At 36.2% G+C, this 26,141-nt stretch carries 11 protein-coding genes; all 11 read left to right on the top strand.

From position 1 onward, the window contains the following. The first annotated feature begins 31 nt into the window (after positions 1-31). The 11 genes from NYQ10_RS18260 to NYQ10_RS18210 all read left to right on the top strand — a co-directional run bounded on the left by NYQ10_RS18260 (position 32) and on the right by NYQ10_RS18210 (position 25,864). Entirely contained in the window at positions 32-1,387 is a 1,356-nt protein-coding gene (locus NYQ10_RS18260; protein WP_289877654.1) for a glycoside hydrolase family 28 protein, read from the top strand. Positions 1,388-1,569: 182 nt separating this feature from the next. Further along, complete coding sequence (locus NYQ10_RS18255; RefSeq protein WP_289877653.1) at positions 1,570-2,313, top strand: rhamnogalacturonan acetylesterase; 744 nt, start codon at positions 1,570-1,572, stop codon at positions 2,311-2,313. A 540-nt stretch (positions 2,314-2,853) separates the two neighbouring features. Then, the gene (locus NYQ10_RS18250; RefSeq protein ID WP_289877652.1) at positions 2,854-9,204 is read left to right on the top strand and encodes a gliding motility-associated C-terminal domain-containing protein; all 6,351 of its coding nucleotides are present in this window, start codon (positions 2,854-2,856) and stop codon (positions 9,202-9,204) included. Between the two features lie 448 nt (positions 9,205-9,652). After that, on the top strand, positions 9,653-12,790 hold the full coding sequence (locus NYQ10_RS18245; protein ID WP_289877651.1) for a tail fiber domain-containing protein: 3,138 nt from the start codon (positions 9,653-9,655) through the stop codon (positions 12,788-12,790). Positions 12,791-13,108: 318 nt separating this feature from the next. After that, entirely contained in the window at positions 13,109-17,527 is a 4,419-nt protein-coding gene (locus NYQ10_RS18240; protein WP_289877650.1) for a beta strand repeat-containing protein, read from the top strand. Positions 17,528-17,628: 101 nt separating this feature from the next. Beyond that, on the top strand, positions 17,629-19,146 hold the full coding sequence (locus NYQ10_RS18235; RefSeq protein ID WP_289877649.1) for a tail fiber domain-containing protein: 1,518 nt from the start codon (positions 17,629-17,631) through the stop codon (positions 19,144-19,146). A gap of 307 nt (positions 19,147-19,453) precedes the next feature. Then, a complete protein-coding gene (locus NYQ10_RS18230) occupies positions 19,454-20,758 on the top strand; it encodes a gliding motility-associated C-terminal domain-containing protein (RefSeq protein WP_289877648.1) in 1,305 nt (434 codons plus the stop codon). Between the two features lie 19 nt (positions 20,759-20,777). Next, entirely contained in the window at positions 20,778-21,695 is a 918-nt protein-coding gene (locus NYQ10_RS18225; RefSeq protein WP_289877647.1) for a PorP/SprF family type IX secretion system membrane protein, read from the top strand. Positions 21,696-21,718: 23 nt separating this feature from the next. After that, positions 21,719-23,698, top strand: coding sequence for an OmpA family protein (locus NYQ10_RS18220; RefSeq protein WP_289877646.1), 1,980 nt, complete (start codon positions 21,719-21,721; stop codon positions 23,696-23,698). A 256-nt stretch (positions 23,699-23,954) separates the two neighbouring features. Next, positions 23,955-24,395: a hypothetical protein gene (locus NYQ10_RS18215; protein WP_289877645.1), complete on the top strand. Its 441-nt coding sequence runs from the start codon at positions 23,955-23,957 to the stop codon at positions 24,393-24,395. 191 nt (positions 24,396-24,586) lie between these two features. Further along, positions 24,587-25,864, top strand: coding sequence for a DUF4861 domain-containing protein (locus tag NYQ10_RS18210; RefSeq protein WP_289877644.1), 1,278 nt, complete (start codon positions 24,587-24,589; stop codon positions 25,862-25,864). The last annotated feature ends 277 nt before the right edge of the window (positions 25,865-26,141 follow it).

Genomic DNA, 26,141 nt, shown 5'->3' with positions numbered 1-26,141 from the left:
ACTGAAAACCGCGACTGAAAACTAAATAAATATGAACCTAAAATATTTACTTCTATTATTTCTTTCATTGGGAATGTTTGCTCAAAAAAGTGATTTTCCTTCATCTAAAGTAGATTCTATTGTAAAGAGAATTCAGCTACCAGTATTTCCTTCGTATCAAATTAATATTCAAAAATTAGGAGCAAAAGGCGATTCAATTACAGATAATAAAAAGGCTTTTGACAAAGCAATGGCATTATGTAAAAAGAATAATGGCGGAACTATAATTGTTTCAAAAGGAATTTATAAAATTAACGGCCCCATTCATTTTGTAAGCAATGTAAATTTGAAAATAGAAAAAGGTGCAAAAATCAAATTCGGTGATAATCCCAAAGATTATCTTCCATTGGTTTTAACAAGTTGGGAAGGAACAATGCTTTACAATTACAGTCCGTTGATTTATGCTAATAATTGCAGTAATATTGCCATTACAGGCGAAGGAACGATTGATGGGGAAGGAGGAAAAACTTGGAAAACATTTAAAGCGAAAGAAGGAGCGGGCAAAAATCGAAGCCGTGAAATGAATCATAATAATGTTCCGTTAAACGAAAGAAAATTTGGCGAGGGATATTTTTTAAGACCGCAAATGATTCAGTTTTTGAACAGTAAAAATATATTAGTAGAAAATATCCGAGTAGAAAATTCGCCATTCTGGTGTCTTCATTTATTAAAATCTCAAAGTATAACCATTCGCGGAATAAGCTATAAATCATTAAATCATAATAATGACGGAATTGATCCAGAATATGCAAAAGATGTTTTAATTGAAAATGTAACTTTTAATAATGGAGATGATAATGTAGCGATAAAAGCAGGAAGAGATCATGAAGGAAGAGCAAATAAGGCAACACCAAGTGAGAATATCATTATTAGAAATTGCAATTTTAAAGGTCTTCACGGTGTAGTAATTGGCAGCGAAATGTCGGCTGGAGTTCAGAATGTTTTTGTAGAAAATTGCAAAACGGCAGGTTATTTAAAAAGAGGAATTTATTTAAAAACCAATGCAGATCGAGGCGGATATATTAAAAATATATATGTTCGAAATATCCAATTAGATCAAGTTGAAGATTGCATTTATATCACATCAAATTATCACGGAGAAGGCAAAGGATATCAATCGGATATATCAAATGTATATTTTTCTAATATAGTTTGTAACAAAGCATCAGAATCTGGAATTGTAATTCAAGGATTTGCAGATAAAAAGATTCAAAATATATCATTAAAAAATATTGAAATTAAAGAAGCAAAGAATGCATTATCAAACGAAAATGCAGAAAATGTTCTAATGACGGATGTTTTTATAGGACAGAAAGCCAGCGTGCCTACGGCAGTTTCGAAACCTTAGTTTTTGAGGTTCAGAGTTACAGAGGAACAAAGGGACAAAGTTTTTTTCTGTAGAGACGCACCGCAGTGCGTCTACAAAAAGATAACCGACAAAGCTTTGTGTGCTTTCGACAAAGACGACAAAGAAAAAAACTTAGCGACCTTTGCGGTAAAAACAACAACCAAACAACAAACAGCCAAAAAATGAAAAAATATATTCTACTAACATTTCTTATCACCACATTTTGTTTCGCACAAAAAACATCAGTTTATTGTATTGGCGACTCTACGATGGCAAATAAAAAAGATCCAGAAAAAAATCCAGAACATGGATGGGCGCAGGTATTGCAGTCGTTTTTTAATGATAATATTGTAGTGATAAATAAAGCTGTAAATGGCAGAAGCACTCGAAGTTTTATCAACGAAAAACGTTGGGATTCTATATATAAACAATTAAAAAAAGGAGATTATGTTTTAATTGAATTTGGACATAATGATGAGAAAATAGAAGATCCGAGTCGTTATACTAATCCGCATACGGCATACAGATATAATTTAATAAAATTTGTAAAAGAAAGCAGAGAAAAAGGAGCCATACCAATTTTATTGACTTCTATTTCAAGACGTAATTTTAACGAGAAAGGAGTTTTGGTTCCCACTCACGGCGATTACCCTTTAGAAACCCGATTGGTTGCTCAAGAGTACAATGTGCCTTTTGTTGATATGGAATATTATACTGAACTTCTTGAGCAATCTTATGGATCTGAAAAGTCAAAAGAGTTGCATCTGCATTTTAAAGCAGGAGAAAATGCTTTTTATGATAAAGAAAAAGCAGACGACACACATTTATCTCTAAAAGGAGCAACAGAAATTGCCCAGATTTTTGTTAGCCAGATTAAACAGTCAAAAGAATCTTCATTGGAGAAACTTAAAAAAGGAATAAAATAGATATATCTTAAATATCGTAATTTAAAAGCACTAGTAATAATTTTATTACTAGTGCTTTTTTTATTTGTATCATTTTGCCATTATCTGAATTTTTGAAGAGCCATTTTACAATAATATCAGTTTTTTGTAATTTTTATTGTTAATGTGTTGAAATTCAGTATCTTTATATTCGTAAAACTCATATACGCTAGAAAAACACTTTCTTTCTAAATCAAAATTTTCAGCAGATAAACCTATTCCAGAGTTTATCCTGCAACTTCTACAAGCCTTTATAATTTAAGGAATTTTGAAAATAATTAAGATTAACTAAAATCGATTATAATTGAGTATTTCTGATTAAAAATGCTCTATTATGTTGTTTTTTAAACTTTTAGGGGAAACTTAAAAAGTATTCATATTATACTTTTGCGCCCGAAAAATATGAGAACCACATCGTATTATTTTTAGAAAATTAAAAAAAACAATTGTTATTGAAAGTTAATCTTCAGAAGGTTGATTATTGTTTCACCTTAACAATTGTTGGATAAAACAAAAACAAATATGAGAACAAAAATTACTCTAATTTTAACGTTGCTATTCCTGACTTTCATTAGTAATAAGGTGATTTCGCAAACCGTTTCTGTTTCAGCCAGTAATACAGGCTGCCAAAACAGCGGTATTGTAACCTCTAGCAGTACAGGATTAGGAGCAACACCACAGTATCAGCTTTTGAGATCGGGTGCAGTCATTTCTCCAGTTCCTGGGGACAATACACAATTTACAAATGATCCCGTTTTTACAGGACTAAGTTCTGGAACATATGTAGTAAACGCGAGGGCTACAGCGGGCGGAACTGTTTATTCTAGTTCTAATATTACTGTTACAGACGGTTACACAGCAATGGCAGTAACAACTCCAACCAAAGTTGCCAATTGTGTTGGTGGTACCGCAGTTTTGACTTCAACGGTTACTAACGGAAAAGCGCCTTTTACGTATACAATTGCTACGCAGACTGCGCCAGGAACGATTTTGCAGAGCAGCGGATCAATTTCAGCCAATACATTTACTTTTAACACACTTCCTGCAAATAGTTATATTGTCAGCGTTACAGATTCTTGTGGACAGACAATAACTGGCGCAACTTCTGTTAATAATCCGACAGTGAGCATTAATGATATTAAATTAGGCGGTCCTGCTTATTTTTATAGAAATCCTTCTACAAATTGTGATGGAGCAATTTATAGTAATATTGAAATAGGATTTGTTTATACTTCAAATAATATTGTAGTTTCAGCTAGTGATGCTGCTAATTTTACATGGAAATTAAGATTTCAAAACAAACTTTATGGTTTAGGGAATGTTATAGATGGTTCTGGCTATCCATTATCTATTAGAGCTACACTTGCGCCAGCTGTTGCTACGAGAGATGCAATCTTAGCAGAAGAAGGAGCTAGCGTACCTTCAGCTATTGTATTAGTTGATAATTGTGGGAATGAAAAAGCTTTTCCTCTTCTAAATAATTATAATAAAACTTATTCTAGTCTAGCTACAATTAATTGTGGAGGTTCTGCTTATCTTAGAACGATTCGTAATTCTGGATTATCTTGTTTTCCAATGACTATGACTTTTATCAATCAAACTAATCCGGCTGATGTGGTTTCAGCAGTAGTTCCAACTGGAAATAACGATATTATTAGCGGTTTTACTCCTGGGGCTAGATATAATGTTACTTATGTAGACGCTGCAGGTTACACTTCAGATTTATGGAATAGTAATGTTGTAGCATTTCCTTTAAATTCAACTTATATTATAGGTCAGGTTGCAAATGGTCTACAGCCTAATGTTAATGTATTAGGTTATGGACGTCTAGCAGTAAGTTTTACAACTATTTCAGGTCAAGCAGCTACAGTTGAAGTAATTGCAACTAGCAATCCGACAGCAGTGCCAATTGGTACTAAAATTACTAATGTATCATCAAGTGTAAATTTGCCATCAGTAAATCCAACTGATCCTGGAGGATACTGGCCAAAAGGTAATTATACTTTACAGATTACAAGTCCATGTGGTTCAGCTCCATTAAATGTTACCGTTACAGGATATGTTGCCAGTCTTTCAGGTTATTCCACAACACCAATTTGTGGGGGATTCAATTATGTGATGAACGGCAGTTTTGATGATCCAACAGCTTATGAAGTGCGTATTATTTCAGGACCATCGAGTGTCGGAGAGAAAAGAGATATGGCAAGTGCAACAGCCTCGCTTCCCTTTAACGGCTTAAGTTACGGAACATATGTTTTTGGTTTAAGAATAAAAGGAGGAACGACAGATGTTCTAACCCAGACTGTTACCTATGACGCGAACAATGCCATTATAGTAGACAAAACCAACACGGGCGGTTATGTGTGCGCCTCTGGTGCGACAAACGGAGTTTTAACGATTACAGCAACGACCAATTCGCCAGCTCCAAACAATGTACTGGAATACGCATTAAGCACCGACGGCGGGGCAACCTTTGGGGCTTACCAAAGCGGCAATACTTTCAGCGGTCTTACTGACAACACTTATTTTTTCAGGATAAAAGACGGCTGTCAGAATGTTATTACCCAATCGGTTCAGATCGGTGTTGCAGCAGCTCCCGATGCCACAGCAGACGGGCAGAACACTCTAGCGGTAATCTGCGATATGACTTCGGGAACCGTCCAGCTTGACGTGGATATCTTTGGCGCGCTTTCCTATTTATGGGCAGGTCCCGGAATAAATGCATCCAATCAGAATGAGAAAGACCCGCTGGTCAATTATTCGGATCTTACGGTCGGCGCCAATAATTACACCTGTACAATAACTTTGGGAGCGCCCTGCAACAGCAGCGTGGTTTCAAACCTGACAATCAATGTCAATTCACGCCCAGTTTTGGTGACTACTGCTCCTGCGGCTGTCTGTACTCCAAACACAGTCAATCTTACCGATCCTGCCGTTACGTTGGGAAGCGCTTCTGGACTTGCATACGCTTATTATTCAGACCCACAGGCGACGATTCCCGTTGCAGACCCAACGGCAGTTGATGTGCGTGACACCTATTATATAAAAGGAACAGATGCCAATGGCTGTTTCAGCATTGCGCCGGTTGAAGTGATTGTAAATGAACTTCCTCAGGCTGCAATCGCTTATTTGAGCACGCCCTACTGCCAGAGCGGAACAGCAGTTCCCGAAGAGCTCGGCACGGCAGGCGGAACTTACAGTTCAGATGCTAATCTTGTAATTGATGCCAATACAGGAGAAATTAATCTTGCAGCTTCCAGCTTAGGTCTGCATACCATTACTTATGCTTTCAGCGACGGAAGCTGTTCAAACACCGTTACGGCAGATATCACGATTAATGCGCTTCCGACAGCTTCGGTAAGCTATCCAAACGGACCTTATTGCAACAGAGGAACTGCATCATCTGTGGAAACAGGAATTACCAGCGGAAAGTACAGTTCAGATCCTGGATTAAGCATAGAGGAACTCACAGGTGATATTGATCTGGGAGCTTCGACTCCTGGAACTTATACTGTAACCTATGAATTCAGTAACGGAACCTGTTCAAACAGTACGACAACAACAATTACCATAAACCCGACAACGCTTCCGTCGCCTCTTGCAGATGTAACGGCAGAATGTTCTGCAACACCTGCAGCACCGACACTTGCAGATTTTTGTGCAGGAACTATTACGGCGACTACACCAACGGCTTTTCCAATCACCGCACAGGGAACAACCGCTGTAACGTGGACTTTTGATTATGGAAACGGATATACTCAAACAGTAATTCAAAACGTAATAATTAATGATATTACAGCTCCTGCAGTACCAGTGTTAGCTGATGTTACAGCAGAATGTTCAGTTGCTTCTCTGACAGTTCCGACAGCGACGGATAACTGCGCAGGAACTATTACAGGAACAACGACAACAGTTTTTCCAATCGTAGCTCAGGGAACAACAGTAGTTGTATGGACATTTGATGACGGCAATGGAAATATTTCAACAGCGAACCAGAATGTTATTATACAAGATGTAACGCCGCCTACAGTACCAATATTGGCTGATGTTACGGGAGAATGTTCTTCAACACCAATTGCTCCAACCGCAACAGATAATTGTGCGGGAATTATTACGGGAACTACAACATCAGTTTTCCCAATCACAACTCAAGGAACAACAGTAGTTGTATGGACATTTGATGACGGTAATGGGAATATTTCAACAGCGAACCAGAATGTTATTATACAAGATATAACGCCGCCTACAGTACCAATATTGGCTGATGTTTCGGGAGAATGTTCTGCAACTCCAATTGCTCCAACCACAACAGATAATTGTGCGGGAATCATTACGGGAACTACAACAACAGTTTTCCCAATCACAACTCAAGGAACAATAGTAGTTGTATGGACATTTGATGACGGCAATGGGAATATTTCAACAGCGAATCAGAATGTTATTATACAAGATATAACGCCACCAACTGTACCAGTATTGGCTGATGTTACGGGTGAATGTTCTGTAACACCAATTGCTCCAACCACAACAGATAATTGTGCAGGAATCATTACGGGAACTACAACAGCAGTTTTCCCAATCACAGCTCAAGGAACAACAGTAGTTGTATGGACATTTGATGACGGCAATGGTAATATTTCAACTGCAAATCAAAATGTGATAATTGATGATGTGACGCCACCTTTAGCTCCAACATTAGCAGATGTAACAGCAGAATGTTCTGTAGCTTCTCTGACAGCTCCAACAGCAACAGATAACTGTGCGGGAATCATTACTGGAACAACCGCAACAGCTTTTCCTATCACAGCACAGGGAACAACAGTAGTTGTATGGACATTTGATGACGGCAATGGTAATATTTCAACAGCGAACCAGAACGTGATAATTGATGATGCGACGGCGCCTTTAGCTCCAACATTGGCAGATATTACAGCAGAATGTTCTGTAGCTTCTCTGACAGCTCCAACAGCAACAGATAACTGTGCGGGAATCATTACTGGAACAACCGCAACAGCTTTTCCTATCACAGCACAGGGAACAACAGTAGTTGTATGGACATTTGATGACGGAAATGGAAATATTTCAACAGCGAACCAGAACGTGATAATTGATGATGTGACGCCGCCTTTAGCTCCAACATTGGCAGATGTAACAGCAGAATGTTCTGTAGCTTCTCTGACATCTCCAACAGCGACAGATAACTGCGCAGGAATCATTACTGGAACAACGACAACAGCTTTTCCTATTACCGTGCAGGGAACAACTGTCGTGACATGGACATTTGATGACGGCAACGGGAATATTTCAACAGCGAACCAGAACGTGATAATTGATGATGTGACGCCGCCTTTAGCTCCAACATTGGCAGATGTAACAGCAGAATGTTCAGTTGCTTCTCTGACAGTTCCAACAGCGACGGATAACTGCGCAGGAACCATTACAGGAACAACGACAGCAGTTTTCCCAATCACAGCACAGGGAACAACTGTCGTGACATGGAGTTTTGATGATGGTAACGGGAATATTTCAACAGCAAATCAGAATATTGTTATTAATGATACAACACCACCTGCAGTACCAGTGTTAGCCGATATAACTGGACAATGCAATGTAACACCTATTGCTCCAACGACAACAGATAATTGTGCAGGAATCGTTACGGGAACTACAACAACAGCTTTCCCAATTACAGCACAAGGAACAACTGTTGTAGTATGGACTTTTAATGATGGAAATGGAAACAGTGTTACTGCTAATCAGAACGTAATTATTAGTCAAATTGCTCTAATAGGAACTGAATCGCCATCTTGCTCCGCAACACAGCCGGGATATAATATTACTTTATCTGTAAGCGGTCAGGCACCTTATACAGCAACTGGTACTGGAGCACCAGGAACCTGGTCTGGAAATACTTGGACATCAGGATTAATTAGTTCAGGCACTAATTATAATGTAGCTCTTCAAGATGCAGGAAAATGTAATACAGTAACCGTAGCGGGAGTCTCTCCAAACTGCTGCAGTTTCAGCGTGATCTGTCCTACTTTTCAGCCGACTTCAGTACAGTGTTATGATGAGCTTCCATCGGCTACAAGTTTGACTGAGGCTCAGTTTGAAGCTTTAGGTAATGGTGACGGACGTATCGCAGATACTAGATGCGGAGTGGTTGAAATAACAGCTGCAAATAGCGCAGATACAGGCTGCAATGCAAATGTTACCAGAACTTATACAATAACAGAGTATGATGATGTAAATAAAAATGGTGTACGTGATGCGGGAGAAAATACGGTTTTAAACAGTGCTGTCTGCACCCAGACAATTTTAGTTCGAGATACAACAGCGCCTGCTTTCGTAGAAGCACTTCCCCAGCCAGTTATAATGGCAGACTGCGGTACAATTCCTCCAGCACAAACCTTTACTGCTGTAGATAACTGTAGTACTGTTTCGGTTCAATATACCGAAGATAGGGTGGATGGAGATTGCAGCAGCCGATATTCGTTAATCAGGACTTGGACGGCAATAGATCTTTGCGGAAACCAGACTTCGTTTACCCAGACAATAAATGTATCGTGCGTAGAAGAAATTTACAATGCAGTATCAGCAAATGGTGACGGATTAAATGATAGCTTCTTTATTAAAGGAATTGACTGTTATCCTGATAATGTTGTACGAATCTACAATAGATATGGAGTGATAATCTACGAAAAAAATGGTTACGATAATGTTACGAATCCGTTTCAGGGATTTTCAGACGGACGCGCTACTGTTGCCAGAGGAAATAAACTTCCTACCGGAACTTATTTCTATACTTTAGAATATGATAGCAATGGAAGAAAAATCGAAAAAGCTGGGTATCTCTATGTAGATAGCCAGTAACTTATCTGAATTTAATAATTAACTAAAAAGTCTTATACTATTATTTTAAAAATTTATAAGGGTAATTATATAATTGTCGTAATAAGAAATTTGCAGCTGTAGATACCGAGTTTATTATTTAATGTTTTTGGAAAATTCTTAAATATTTTTGGTTTAATATTTTGACAATTTTAAAAAAGGTGAGAAAGATACATTTCTCACCTTTTTTTGTTCAATTAGCTAAGTTGTTAGTCTTCAGTATATCTAAAAAAAATACCTTATAATGTAAGTTTAAAAACTTTTACTGGCATTTTCAATTTCAATTTCGAAAGAACTTTGTACCCTCAAATAAGCATTAACACTTTTGTATTTTATTGAATACTAAATATTTAGTTTTTCTGTCTAATACAGAAGAAAACTAGTGCTCTTTTTTGAAACAAGGAAAAAACAAATTGATAATTTAAATGTTATGAAAAATAAATTACTTCCTTTATTATTTGTGTTAGGTGGTTATTCTGCTTATTCACAAGTTGTAATAGGAAAGCAAGAAGCAAACCCTTCTGCACAGTTAGAGGTTTATGCAACAGACAAAGGTCTTTTGATTCCTCAAATACCATTAACAAGCACTACTGATCGTACTACTATTAAAGATGGAAAAAATGTAAATAGCCTTTTGGTTTTTAACACAGAAACAATTGCAGATGTGAAGCCAGGTTATTACTATTGGTATATCGACAGATGGTGTAGAATTGCGATTTCAGATGAAATTGGTAAAGGAGGAAAAACTATTTCAAATACAATAATTAATCCTGCTGGAAATCTTATTATTACTTTTTCTGATGGAACAATCATAGATGCTGGAAAAGTAAAAGGAGATAAAGGAGATAAAGGAGATAAAGGAGATAAAGGAGATAAAGGAGATAAAGGAGACAGAGGGGATAATGGAGAAAAAGGGTTAGACGGAAAAAGCATCACAGGTACAGCAGTTGATGCAAACGGACATCTTATCATTACCTATAATGACGGTTCTACATCTGATGCGGGCAAGGTAAAAGGAAAAGACGGAAAAGATGGATTGGACGGAAGAAGCATTACGGGTACAACGATTGATTCAGACGGAAAACTTATCATTACCTATAATGACGGCTTTACATCTGATGCGGGCAAGGTAAGAGGAAAAGATGGATTGGACGGGAAAGATTTCAAGTATTCAGATTTCACTCCAGACCAGTTGGCGGGACTGAAAGGAAATCCTGGCAATGACGGAGCGCCTGGAGCACCTGGAAGAGATGGAAAAGATTTCAAGTATTCAGATTTCACTCCAGACCAGTTGGCTGGACTAAAAGGAAATCCTGGCAATGACGGAGCGCCTGGAGCACCCGGAACAGACGGGAAAGATTTCAAGTATTCAGATTTCACTCCAGACCAGTTGGCGGGATTGAAAGGAAATCCTGGCAATGACGGAGCGCCTGGAGCACCTGGAACAGACGGGAAAGATTTCAAGTATTCAGATTTCACTCCAGACCAGTTGGCGGGACTGAAAGGGAATCCTGGCAATGACGGAGCGCCTGGAGCACCTGGAACAGACGGAAAAGATTTCAAGTATTCAGATTTCACTCCAGACCAGTTGGCGGGACTGAAAGGGAATCCTGGCAATGACGGAGCGCCTGGAGCACCCGGAACAGACGGAAAAGATTTCAAGTATTCAGATTTCACTCCAGACCAGTTGGCGGGACTGAAAGGGAATCCTGGCAATGACGGAGCGCCTGGAGCACCCGGAACAGACGGAAAAGATTTCAAGTATTCAGATTTCACTCCAGACCAGTTGGCGGGACTGAAAGGGAATCCTGGCAATGACGGAGCGCCTGGAGCACCCGGAACAGACGGGAAAGATTTCAAGTATTCAGATTTCACTCCAGACCAGTTGGCGGGACTGAAAGGAAATCCTGGCAATGACGGAGCGCCTGGAGCACCCGGAACAGACGGAAAAGATTTCAAGTATTCAGATTTCACTCCAGACCAGTTGGCGGGATTGAAAGGGAATCCTGGCAATGACGGAGCGCCTGGAGCACCCGGAACAGACGGAAAAGATTTCAAATATTCAGATTTCACAGATGAGCAGCTTGCAGCTTTAAAAGGAAAGCCTGGAGATAAGGGAGAACCTGGAGAACCTGGTTCAGACGCAACAGTTACAAAAGCAGATTTAAAAGGAACAAGTCCAATTACAATTTCTGGCTCGGGTAAGGTTGTTGATAGTGATCTAACAATTGGGATAAACTCAAAAGATCTTACTACTACTACATCTCCTAATGTTTTGGAAATTAAAAATTCAAAAGGTGCTGTTCTAACTGACACACAAATTAATATCGTACCAGCTGTAAGCAAACCTTCGATGTTAATTACAGATGAGCCAGGTGTAGTAAGATGGTCGGATGATTTACCTTGGTTATTAGATGGTAATACAGTTCCTTCGTTAAAGACAATTGGTACGAAGAATTCTTTTGATCTTCCATTTATTACAAACAATGTTGAAAATATGAGATTGACAACAGCTGGAAGGTTAGGTTTAGGAACTACTGCTCCAGATGCAGGAATACATCTTAAAAGTGCAAATGGTATTGGTAATGATGTAATATTAGAAGGCATAGGAGATAACTCTGCACTTCAAATGTACTTAAGGCCTGCCGTGCCAGGTGTAATTGCTAAAGGTGCAAGAATGGGACAGTTAACTTTTGGCTATAGTCCTACTGGCGCTTCGTTCTTAAAAAGTTCAAATATCATTGCAACTTATAAAGGAACTGATAGTGGTTCAAGTAATTTAAGTGATATTCAATTCTGGACATCAAATGTTACACGAGCAGTTATTGATGAAAATGGATATTTTGGAGTAGGCACAGGTATAGGAGCAAATGTAATTCCATCTAAATTAACAGTTCAGGCGGCAAGTTCTGCTGTAGCAGAAAACACAGTTTCTTTTCAATCTAATGGAACTTATAATCGTTTAGAATTGGAATATAATAAATCAGGATCTGCTAATATGGCTAACAATGATTATATGGGTGAGATTCAATTTACAGGAACAACTGCAGGAGTAGGTGGTAAAATAAATAGTCGTATTGGAAGTAGGTATGTTGGTGATGGTACTTCGCTGTTGAGTAGACTTCAATTTGGAACATCAGGGTTATCATCATATATGACACTTGATGAAACGGGTAATTTATATCCTGATGGAACGAATCAAAATTTAGGAATAAGCACGAAAAAATGGGCAGCTGTATATGCTACAAATGGTACAATTCAAACTTCTGATATTCGTTTGAAGAAAAATATTAAACCTTTAAAATATGGATTGGCTGAAGTTGTGAAAATAGAACCAATTACTTATAACTGGAAAGATAATTCAGATAGTAAATTAAAGATTGGAGTTTCTGCACAGCAAGTACAAACTATATTGCCTGAAGCTGTAAATGTAGGAGACGATGAAGCTAAAACATTAGGTGTAAATTATGCTGAAATGGTTCCCGTATTAATTAATGCAATAAAAGAACAGCAGTCTGAGATTGAAGAGTTGAAATCACTAGTACAAAAATTAATAGACAAGAAATAATTTTTCTTTGAATAAACTAAAAATCCGATTATTTATAATCGGATTTTTTTGTTTTTGAAAATGTGAAAAATGAAGTGAAAAACAATCATGAAAAGTTTGTAATTAAATATAGTTTTTATTGTTTTAATATATTTTATGTATAAATACAGGTAAAAAAATGTCTTAAAATGTAACAATTAGAACTTCTAGTGGTAAGAAAAAAACTATAATCATAGAATCTTTGTTGATCAGAATTAAACTAAAAATATTGATGATTTGAATCTTAATGAAGATGCAAAATCAATAATAATTTAATAACTCATTAATAGATTAAATCTTATGAAGAATAGATTACTTCCTTTACTTTTTGTCTTAGGTGGATATTCGGCTTACTCACAGGTAGCAATAGGGAAACAAGAAGTTACTCCATCTGCTCAGTTAGAAGTTTTTGCAACAGACAAAGGTATTTTGATTCCTAGAATTTCTTTAAAAAGTTCAACAGATGATAGAACGGTTCCTGGTGTAGTAGAAAGTTTACTGGTTTTTAATACAAACAATGGATTAGATATTAAGCCAGGGTACTATTACTGGTATGATAATAAATGGAATAGAATTGTTGTTTCTGGAGAAGCTTCTGCTGGTAATGGAAATGTTATTTTTAATCCAACGATTAATCAGTTCAGCTATATTGATGCATCGGGAAAGACTGAGACTATTAATATTATTGATATCATAAAAGCAAATGAAGTTATAACTACTTTAGATAAAGATCCTTCTAATAACGGGAAGTATGTTTACACAAGCGAAGACAATACGGTTACAACAATTGATGTTGTCGGGGATGTGATCCATAACGCTTCGACGATTTTCGAAAGCACAGATGTAAAACAGTTCATCACGCAGATTGCAGGAAACGTGGAAGGAAACGTTACGTACAACACAACAAACAATGAGTTCATCTACACGGACGCAGCGGGCGACACGCATGTTGTGAATATGGAAACGATCGTAAGAGGAAACGAAACGGTAACGACTCTGGATAAAGACGCATCAAACAACGGGCAGTATGTTTACACAAGCGAGGACAATACGGTTACAACAATTGATGTTGTCGGGGATGTGATCCATAACGCTTCGACGATTTTCGAAAACACTGAAGTGAAGCAGTTCATCACCGAGATTGCAGGAAACGTTGCAGGAAACGTTACGTACAACACAACAAACAATGAGTTCATCTACACGGACGCAGCGGGCGACACGCATGTTGTGAATATGGAAACGATCGTAAGAGGAAACGAAACGGTAACGACTCTGGATAAAGACGCATCAAACAACGGGCAGTATGTTTACACAAGCGAGGACAATACGGTTACAACAATTGATGTTGTCGGGGATGTGATCCATAACGCTTCGACGATTTTCGAAAACACTGAAGTGAAGCAGTTCATCACCGAGATTGCAGGAAACGTTGCAGGAAACGTTACGTACAACACAACAAACAATGAGTTCATCTACACGGACGCAGCGGGAGACACGCATGTTGTGAATATGGAAACGATCGTAAGAGGAAACGAAACGGTAACGACTCTGGATAAAGACGCATCAAACAACGGGCAGTATGTTTACACAAGCGAGGACAATACGGTTACAACAATTGATGTTGTCGGGGATGTGATCCATAACGCTTCGACGATTTTCGAAAACACTGAAGTGAAGCAGTTCATCACCGAGATTGCAGGAAACGTTGCAGGAAACGTTACGTACAACACAACAAACAATGAGTTCATCTACACGGACGCAGCGGGCGACACGCATGTTGTGAATATGGAAACGATCGTAAGAGGAAACGAAACGGTAACGACTCTGGATAAAGACGCATCAAACAACGGGCAGTATGTTTACACAAGCGAGGACAATACGGTTACAACAATTGATGTTGTCGGGGATGTGATCCATAACGCTTCGACGATTTTCGAAAGCACAGATGTAAAACAGTTCATCACGCAGATTGCAGGAAACGTGGAAGGAAACGTTACGTACAACACAACAAACAATGAGTTCATCTACACGGATGCAGCGGGCGATACGCATGTTGTGAATATGGAAACGATCGTAAGAGGAAACGAAACGGTAACGACTCTGGATAAAGACGCATCAAACAACGGGCAGTATGTTTACACAAGCGAGGACAATACGGTTACAACAATTGATGTTGTCGGGGATGTGATCCATAACGCTTCGACGATTTTCGAAAGCACAGATGTAAAACAGTTCATCACGCAGATTGCAGGAAACGTTGCAGGAAACGTTACGTACAACACAACAAACAATGAGTTCATCTACACGGATGCAGCGGGCGACACGCATGTTGTGAATATGGAAACGATCGTAAGAGGAAACGAAACGGTAACGACTCTGGATAAAGACGCATCAAACAACGGGCAGTATGTTTACACAAGCGAGGACAATACGGTTACAACAATTGATGTTGTCGGGGATGTGATCCATAACGCTTCGACGATTTTCGAAAACACTGAAGTGAAGCAGTTCATCACCGAGATTGCAGGAAACGTTGCAGGAAACGTTACGTACAACACAACAAACAATGAGTTCATCTACACGGATGCAGCGGGCGACACGCATGTTGTGAATATGGAAACGATCGTAAGAGGAAACGAAACGGTAACGACTCTGGATAAAGACGCATCAAACAACGGGCAGTATGTTTACACAAGCGAGGACAATACGGTTACAACAATTGATGTTGTCGGGGATGTGATCCATAACGCTTCGACGATTTTCGAAAACACTGAAGTGAAGCAGTTCATCACGCAGATTGCAGGAAACGTTGCAGGAAACGTTACGTACAACACAACAAACAATGAGTTCATCTACACGGACGCAGCGGGAGACACGCATGTTGTGAATATGGAAACGATCGTAAGAGGAAACGAAACGGTAACGACTCTGGATAAAGACGCATCAAACAACGGGCAGTATGTTTACACAAGCGAGGACAATACGGTTACAACAATTGATGTTGTCGGGGATGTGATCCATAACGCTTCGACGATTTTCGAAAGCACAGATGTAAAACAGTTCATCACGCAGATTGCAGGAAACGTGGAAGGAAACGTTACGTACAACACAACAAACAATGAGTTCATCTACACGGACGCAGCGGGCGACACGCATGTTGTGAATATGGAAACGATCGTAAGAGGAAACGAAACGGTAACGACTCTTGATAAAGACGCATCAAACAACGGGCAGTATGTTTACACAAGCGAGGACAATACGGTTACAACAATTGATGTTGTCGGGGATGTGATCCATAACGCTTCGACGATTTTCGAAAACACTGAAGTGAAGCAGTTCATCACCGAGATTGCAGGAAACGTTGCAGGAAACGTTACGTACAACACAACAAACAATGAGTTCATCTACACGGACGCAGCGGGCGACACGCATGTTGTGAATATGGAAACGATCGTAAGAGGAAACGAAACGGTAACGACTCTGGATAAAGACGCATCAAACAACGGGCAGTATGTTTACACAAGCGAGGACAATACGGTTACAACAATTGATGTTGTCGGGGATGTGATCCATAACGCTTCGACGATTTTCGAAAACACTGAAGTGAAGCAGTTCATCACCGAGATTGCAGGAAACGTTGCAGGAAACGTTACGTACAACACAACAAACAATGAGTTCATCTACACGGATGCAGCGGGCGACACGCATGTTGTGAATATGGAAACGATCGTAAGAGGAAACGAAACGGTAACGACTCTGGATAAAGACGCATCAAACAACGGGCAGTATGTTTACACAAGCGAGGACAATACGGTTACAACAATTGATGTTGTCGGGGATGTGATCCATAACGCTTCGACGATTTTCGAAAACACTGAAGTGAAGCAGTTCATCACCGAGATTGCAGGAAACGTTGCAGGAAACGTTACGTACAACACAACAAACAATGAGTTCATCTACACGGACGCAGCGGGCGACACGCATGTTGTGAATATGGAAACGATCGTAAGAGGAAACGAAACGGTAACGACTCTGGATAAAGACGCATCAAACAACGGGCAGTATGTTTACACAAGCGAGGACAATACGGTTACAACAATTGATGTTGTCGGGGATGTGATCCATAACGCTTCGACGATTTTTGAAAGCACAGATGTAAAACAGTTCATCACGCAGATTGCAGGAAACGTGGAAGGAAACGTTACGTACAACACAACAAACAATGAGTTCATCTACACGGACGCAGCGGGAGACACGCATGTTGTGAATATGGAAACGATCGTAAGAGGAAACGAAACGGTGACGACCTTGGTATACGATAAAGATAATAAGACTTTAACGTATAATGGAGAAAGTGGTGCACCAACAGTTGTCGATTTAGTTGATTTAGTTGGAGCAGCATTAAATATAAGTGCAGGTACAAATGTAACTATAACAGGTACAGGTATAGCTAATGATGCATATATTGTAAATGCAATTGTTCCTAAACAAGTAATAAAAGAATTTGCTCCAACAAATGGACAAACAAGTTTTAATTTAACAGATACACCATCTTCATTATCTGAAGTAAAGATGTACATAAATGGGGTACGTATTAACAAAAATGCGTTCTCTTTAAATGGAACTACCGTTACCTATACACCTGCAAATAATAATAATATGATTTTAGGTTTAGACCAAGCAGACAACGATAATGTAATGTTCGATTATTTGAAATAATATTTTAAAGTATGAAAGGCTGTAGGCTATTTTGGAAGTAAACAGCCTTCATAATTTATTTGTGATCCAAGAAAAATAAAATTTTTAAAAATAATTTAAGAATGAAAAAGATAATATGCATGCTATTGTTGCTTCAGGGAGGATTTATGATAGCTCAAACAGAAACTTTAGTTACTCCTAACGGAAAAAAAGTAAAAGTTAATCCAAATTCAATTAATACTGCTGATAATGGTTTAATATCTGATAACGGAAATGTACAATTTGGAGGTGAATTAATTCATTCAACAACTTTGACAACAACGTCTGTTAACACCTTAAAAATTGCGGGATTGCAAACGGGTTTAAATACAGATCAATTATTGACAATAGATGCAAGTAATGTTTTGCGCTCAATACCAAATTACAGCTGGAGTATAAAGGGAAATAGTGGTACAAATCCTGTAACAGATTTTATTGGAACTTCTGATAATAAAGATGTGGTTTTTAAAATTAATAATTTTGCAAGTGGTTTATTAGGAGTAAATAATACTGGATTTGGATATGCTTCAATGAATCGAACGAAAGTTACTGGCGGGGGTAACACAGCGATGGGTAGGGCTGCTTTACAATATCTTACTTCAGGTAATAGCAACGCTGCATTTGGGGATTTAGCCTTAAATGCTACTGTTGATGGTGGTGCAAATACTGCGATAGGTGTTTCATCAATGTATAAGAATGTTAACGGGAATTGGAATGTTGCTGTAGGGAATAATTCTTTATATTCTAATGTAGATGGTTACTATAATGTAGGTGTTGGTTCTGGTTCATTATACAATAATAAAAGCGCTGTCTACAATACAGGATTGGGAATGCAAACACTTTATTCTCTTACAACGGGTAATGATAATATTGCTATCGGTCCAAATGCACTTAGTATAACAAAGACTTCTAAAGAGAATATCGGGATTGGAAATGCTGCATTAAATAATATTACAGGAAGTTATAATACTGCAAATGGATATCAAGCATTAACTTATGTGAAAACTGGTGATTTTAATACAATAATGGGATATAAAAGCGGAGTTAATTATGGTCCTAACCCACCAAATTTTAATTTTAATGTAACTGCAATGAATAATTCGGTATTGCTAGGAGCTAATACAAGACCATTAGCAGATAATGGAATTAATGAGATAGTGATAGGTAGTAATGCAATTGGCAGAGGTTCTAATACTGTTCAAATAGGTAACTCTAGTATAACAGAAATTGGAGGTGTAGTGAACTGGTCAATAGGATCAGATGTAAGGTTAAAAAAGGATATTGTAACAAGTAGTTATGGTTTAAACTTTATCAATAAATTACGTCCAGTAACCTATAAAATGAAAACAGGAACTACAGATTTACAATCAGGATTTATTGCTCAGGAAGTAGAAACTGCAGCTAATTCTATCGGATATTCTTTTAATGGTATTGTGAAACCACAAACTGAAAATGATTTTTACAGTTTACGTTACTCAGAATTTGTAGTACCATTAGTAAAAGCGGTACAAGAACAACAGCAAATGATTGAAAGCCAAAAAGCTGATATTGCAGAATTGAAAGCACAAGTTCAATTGCTTTTACAAGCAGTAAAAAAATAAAAACTGCAGAATTAGTCATGAGGTAACGAATGTTTTCTTCAGCAGTTTATAAAAAAATGAAAAGCCTTGATTGTAAATCTATGATCGAGGCTTTTTAAAAATCATAACAAAAGAAGATTTTTTTAACTCAATATAAAATCTGATAAGATTATCTCATTTTTTTAGTGAAATAAATATAATATCTCACAAAAGAAAAACCCTATTCTAATATAACAAAAACTTTTTCGGGGCAAGCACGTTTTGCGCCTGAACTAATTTTGCGTAGAAATTAAAATTTAAAAAATACCGAATTAAATTAAAACAAGAAATGAATAATAATTACTTGGATAATATAGAAAAAAACTCAGTTTCTGTTTGGAAAGCAGGTAAGTCTGGAGTTTGTTTAATTGGTTTGGCGGCAAGTTTTTTTGCTTGTCAAAATATAAGTGCACAAATGGTAAATACTGGTCAGGTAAAAATTGATCCAAATACAATCATGAGCGTTTATATGGATTATGAAAATGCACCATCAGGAAATTTCATTAATGATGGTAATTTATACATTTTTCAAAACTGGAAAAATGAAGGTGTAGTTTCATACACTGATAATCAAAATGGATCGACCTATTTCAATGGTACAGAAGATCAATTTATAGAAGGAAGTCAGGTTTCAAATTTAAAAAATGCAATTTTTAAGAATTTATCTTCTTTAGTTCCTTTTCATTTATCAGGTAAGATAGCCGTAGGAGGTAACTCGGAATTTGATAAAGGAGTTGTTCTTGCTGGTGATTACGGAGGAAAAGTAATTTTTAGAGAAAATGCAACACATACACTTACAAGTGATCTGAGCTTTGTTGATGGTCAGATAGAAAAAGACGGTATTGCGGCATTTGAATTCCCAGTTGGTGCAGGAAAATATTTTAGACCTTCTTACCATGCAGAAGGGGGAGATAATGGTGGTATTTATACTACGCAATACTTCAATAAAAACTCCAATAATCTGCACTCTCATGACAGCAAAGACGAAAAAATCATTAAGATAAACAATCAGGAATACTGGGAGGTAACGCAGGATCAAGGTGCAGATAAAATTATTTTAAGTTTATCAATGGACAGCCGTACAACGCCTTCAGAGTTTTTTAATGTAGATGATAAAAAATATGAGGTTGTGATTACACGTTGGGATCCAACTTCAAATAAATGGATAAATGAAAAAGGCGCAGTGAGTGCTCCTTTGGCAGGTAAGCCATATGAAAAACTATTAACAACAACAGTAACAGGTTATGGTCTTTTTACAATGGCTTTGGTTGAGAAAAACGTGATTTACGATGATCTTATTGTTTATAACGCAATTTCGCCAAATGATGACGGTTTAAATGACAGCTTTGTTATTAGAGGAATTGACCAATTTCCAGATAATGAAGTAGAGATTTACAATAGATGGGGAGTAAAAGTTTATGAAACTAAGTCTTATAATGAAAGCAACAACATGTTTAGAGGGTATTCTGATGGACGTGCTACAATTAAGAGAGGCGATAAACTTCCAACAGGAACGTATTTCTATATTCTGAATTACAATACTGGTAAAGAGAAGAAACAGAAAACAGGTTATTTGTACATCAATAATCAATAATTAAAAGGAATTAGAACTAATGAAAAAGATTTCATATTTATTAATCTTGTTGTTCGTAGGAATTTTGGAAACCTCCGCACAGCAGCAGTCACAGTATACACAATATGTGTATAATACTATGACGATAAATCCTGGATATACTGGAACAAGAGGATTACCAAGTATATTTGGTTTATACAGAACACAATGGGTTGGTCTGGACGGAGCTCCAAAAACAGCAAATTTTTCTATCGAAGCACCAATTACTGAAAACGGACAAGGTTTAGGATTATCTGTAGTAAGTGATAGAATTGGACCGTCACAAGAAACTACTTTGACTGTAAGTTATGCTTATCCAATTCAGCTTTCAGCAGATACATTCTTGTCTTTGGGTATTAGTGGATCAGGAAACTTTATGCAGATTGACTATAATAAGTTAAATGTTTTAAATCCTGAAGATCCATATCTTTCTGGAAACCTATCTAAAACGTCTCCAAATTTTGGTGCAGGAGCCTATTTTCACTCTGAAAAATGGTATGCAGGTTTGTCAGTTCCAATGATTTTGGAAACAAAATTTTATGATGATGTAAAAACATCAGTTGCTTCTCAAAGAATGCATTTTTATGCAATGGGAGGTTATGTGTTTGATCTAAATGATAATCTTAAATTCAAGCCAGCTGCAATGGTAAAAATGGTTAGCGGTGCTCCTTTGGCTGTTGATTTATCTGCAAACTTTTTATTCAGTGAGAAACTAACTTTAGGAGCAGCTTACAGATGGGATGCCGCAGTAAGTGCAATGGCTGGATTTCAAGTTACTCAAGGTATGAATATTGGTTATGCTTATGATTATGATACTCAGAAAATTGGAAATTACAATTCAGGATCTCATGAGATTTTCCTTCGTTTTGATTTATTTTCTTCAACCAAATATAGGCTGGTTACTCCAAGATTCTTTTAATAACCATAAACTAGGATAAAAAAATGATATCTAAAAAGATAAAAAAAGCGTTTGTTTTACTTGCTGTTTGTTTATTACAAATAGGAGGTGTAAATGCTCAGGATAAAAAAGTTGAAAAAGCAAATGAGGTGTATAATAAGTTTGCTTTTATTGAAGCAGGTAAATTATACCAGAAACTTGTTGATAAAGGAAATACTTCATTAGAAGTTTTAACTAAGTTAGGTAACAGCTATTATTTTAATGGGCAGTATCCAGAAGCGGCAGAAGCATATTCAAAAGTTTTTAATTCTGGGCAGTCTGTAGATTCGGAATTCTATTTCAGATATGCTCAAGCTCTAAATAATGTTAAGAAATACGACCAAGCTAGTGTTGTTATCAAGAAATATTATTCAGTAACTGGTAAGAAAGATTTAAGCGATAATTGGAAAGAGCGAAAGTTAATGGCTGATATACAAACACAGTCAGGACGCTATAACTTTAAAGAAGTTAGTATTAATACTCCTTCTTCAGATTATGGTACTGCATTTTATGGTAAAGATAAAGTGATTTACGCTTCGGCTAAAGATACTGGAATATTTATTAAAAGAAAACATAGCTGGAATGAAAAATCATTCATGAAAATCTATGAAGCAAAAATTTCTACTGATGGTGGATTGCAAGATTCTTCACCTGTAAAAGGTGATGTAAATACAAAATACCACCAAAGTAGTGCTGCAGTAACTAAAGATGGTAAATACATGTATTTTACCAGAAATAATTTTAAAGATGGAAAATTAGAAGCCGATAAAAACGGAACTAGTTATCTAAAAATTTATGTTGCTGAAAATGTAAAAGGAGAATGGAAAAATGTTAAAGAATTGCCTTATCCTATAAATAGTGATGGTTTCTCTTCAGCACATCCGGCATTAAGTGCAGACGAATCACAGCTTTACTTTGCATCTGACCGTAATAATACTTTTGGAAACTCTGATTTGTATGTGGTAAGTTTGAAAAAAGGAAGTTTGGTAAGTAATGATGTTACGAAATTAAGTGATGAAATTAATACTCCTGGTCGCGAGACTTATCCTTATGTAGATAGTAGAGGTGTTTTATACTTTGCATCAGACGGTCATCCTGGTTTAGGGGGACTTGATGTTTTTGCTGCGATGAAAGACAAGGATGGAAAATACCATGTTGTAAATGTTGGTGAAGGTGTAAATACATCTTCAGATGATTTTGCATATACTTTTGATCCTGAAACTAAAAAAGGCTACTTTTCATCTAACAGAAATGGAAATGATGATATTTACAGTTTTACAGAAAACAAACCTGTAACATTTGATTTTGATACAAGATCAATAATTTACGGAACTATTACTGAAAATGGAAAGCCAGTGCCAAATTTCAATGTTCAATTGTTTAATCCAAATAATGAAAGCATAGGAACAACAACGACTGATAATGATGGTAATTACAAAATGTATTTAGAACCTTATCAAAATGACAAAGCTGTTTATAAAAAAGCTACTTATGCTGAAAAAACAGTAAATGTAGATGCATTGAAACCTCTAGAGAAAAAAGAAATTAGTTTTGAAATAACTAGAGAAATGGAAGTTGTTGTTGATGGTGAAAAAATTAAAATTATGGAGGGTGATAATTTAACAGATAAATTAAAACTAAATCCAATTTATTTTGACTTAAATGGCTATAACATCAGACAATCTTCGAAAAAAGAATTAGACAAAGTAGTTGCTTTAATGAAAGATCGTCCAAATATTTCTATAAAAGTTAATTCGTATACAGATAGTAGAGGTAGGGATGAATTTAATATGAAGCTTTCTCAAAACAGAGCTAAAGCTACAGTTGATTATATAGTTAAATCTGGAATTGAACAGGAAAGACTTACAGGAGAAGGATTTGGCGAAACTCAATTATTAAATCATTGTTCTAATGGTGTTATATGTTCTGAGAAAGAACATGAACTAAATAGACGTTCGGAATTTATAATTAGTTTTAGTAAATAATTTTTAGAGTTGAAAAAGCTGCTGATGTAGAAATACAGACAGCAGCTTTTTTTTGATTAAAAAAGTCTTTTATAAAAAATTAATAAAGTGTTGATTAGTCTAAATATTGAATTATGAATAAAGTAGAAACTGTCTTATACTGGTCTTATTAAAACTTATAGAGGCTAAAGCGCGACATACGAGATCTTAATTTTGTAATATATTTTAATAGTTAATATTCGAGATAGCTGAGAAAGTTGCAACCGATTTAAAAAAAATGCAAAGAGAACGAGTTTTAGTGCGTGACAATAGAGGAGTCTTTTTAAGAATGTTTAAAAGGAAATTAAAAGATGAATTTGAATTTTTAGAAAAGTCTTTTAATGAACAAAGCGAAGAACTAGCAAATAATTATGATCGTACTATTTATGTAGTATATAATAAAGAAGAATTGCTTAGATTTTTGCAGGATGATAAAAGAATGAATACTCTGGTTTGTTTATTTGACAAACAATTTTATAGAACTTTATCTTTTTTAGAAACAATTAATAATTTGATCTTATTTGATGAGTCAAAAACTAGTCGCGAAATTTTTAAAGAGGTAAAACTATTTTTAAAAAAGAAATTAGATTATAAAAATGAGAAAAAATCAGTTTTACAATCTAATATTTCACCGACAAAATTCAATGAATATTACAAAGCGATTTATTTTCTAATGTAACGTAATTTATTTTTTTTATTTTTTTCGTTCACATATTTTGAGTAATAATGTGTTTTAAAATGCAGGATAATAGTTGTTCGTTATCCTGCTTTTATTTTTTAATATTTATCTACTTTGTTTATGTGTGTTTTAAGTGTTGATTTAACAATTAAAACTCTTAAATTGCTAAAAAAAAGTAAAGATTAGAAAGAATGAAAAAAAGAGCATTATTTTATCTGCCAATTGTTTTTGCATTAATAAGCAGTTGCAAAGTTTCTCAAAGTATATCTCAGAATACAATTGTTTTAAAAAACAGTACTTCACTAGTTTTATCACAAAAAGCAATTTCTATAAAAAGAGAAAAGCTTTCTCATAATAAGGGTGATTTTCCAATTTTACTTTTTAAAACCGATACAATTCCAGCCCAGACAAACGATCTTAATGGTGATGGAAAGTGGGATGAATTATTTTTCACAGCTGATTTTTTTCCAAATGAAGAAAAAAATATCACTTTAAAATGGTCAGAAACTGACCCGAAGTTTGTTGTAAAGACTAGTGCAAGATTTGGAAAAAGAGAAGCAGAAAATCTACCTGTTCATCCAGATAAGCAAGAGATTTTAATGGCAAACCAAGTCTTGAAAAAATTAGGATATCAAAAGTACCAGACAGACGGACCAACTTGGGAAAATGACAAAGTTGGTTTTAGACATTATTTAGATGGAAGGAATTCAAAAGATGTTTTCGGCAAAAAAATACCTGGAATAACTCCAGAAAATGTTGGCATAAATGAAAAAGGTGCTGTAGAAGATAATTATCATGTAATGCACGACTGGGGAAGAGATATTTTTCCTGTCGGAAGTTCTGTTGGTCTAGGCGGTTATGCATTGTTGATTGATAATAAAATTAGCAGACTTGGAATTTTAGGGAACGACACTATAAATAATGTTGAAAAAACTACTTTTAAAATTGAAGTTGAAGGACCAGTAAATTCCGTTTTGAGTTATCATTATCAAAACTGGAAAGCTTCTGATAATTTATATCAGGTTCAGGAAACGACTTCTATTTGGCCTGGAATGTATGGTTATAAAAACACTGTTTCTATAAATGGAATTAATGGAAAGGAAACTTTTTTAGTGGCTCTTTCTAACTTAAACAATAAAAATCCGCTGAAAGTGATTGAAGCAGGAGATTGGATATGTTTAATACAGCATGATTATTTAACTTATGAAAGACAGTGGATTTTAGGAACTGCTATTTTGGTTCCGAAAGCTATTTATCAAGGTTATATCGAGGCTCCAAAAACAGGACAATTAACAGATTCTTATTTAGCTAAACTAAAAGTAGAAAATAATAGAGAGATTAGTTATTATGCAATTGCTGCTTGGGAATTGAGTGCTGATAAGGGATTTAATGACTCATTTTTCTTTGCCAATTATGTAACAAATTTAGCAAAACAACTATCAGCTAAAATTAATGTTCAAATTAGGTAGTTCAATTTTAAGAGTTCTGAAATAGTAAATAATTTGGTTTTTAAAATCAAATGTAGTGTGTTTACAGGCTTTCAATTGCTGATTTTTCTCCTTTTTAGAATTGTTTTTAAGAAAAAAACACAGCTAAATTGGATTAAAAAATGTCTTTTTTTAATAATTAAAATAATTTATAAGTGAATTGTTAGGAGTGGCTGTTTTTGTATGTTTGTTTATAAGTATTTGATTTTTAGTTTTTTGTAGTTATTAAGGATTTCCGAAAATGCATCATCAATTTATT

Origin of the sequence: Flavobacterium johnsoniae (assembly GCF_030388325.1) — a bacterium.
Classification (GTDB): Bacteria; Bacteroidota; Bacteroidia; order Flavobacteriales; family Flavobacteriaceae; genus Flavobacterium; species Flavobacterium johnsoniae_C.
Note: the sequence above shows the minus strand (reverse complement) of the source record. Positions and strands in the feature narration are given on the sequence as shown.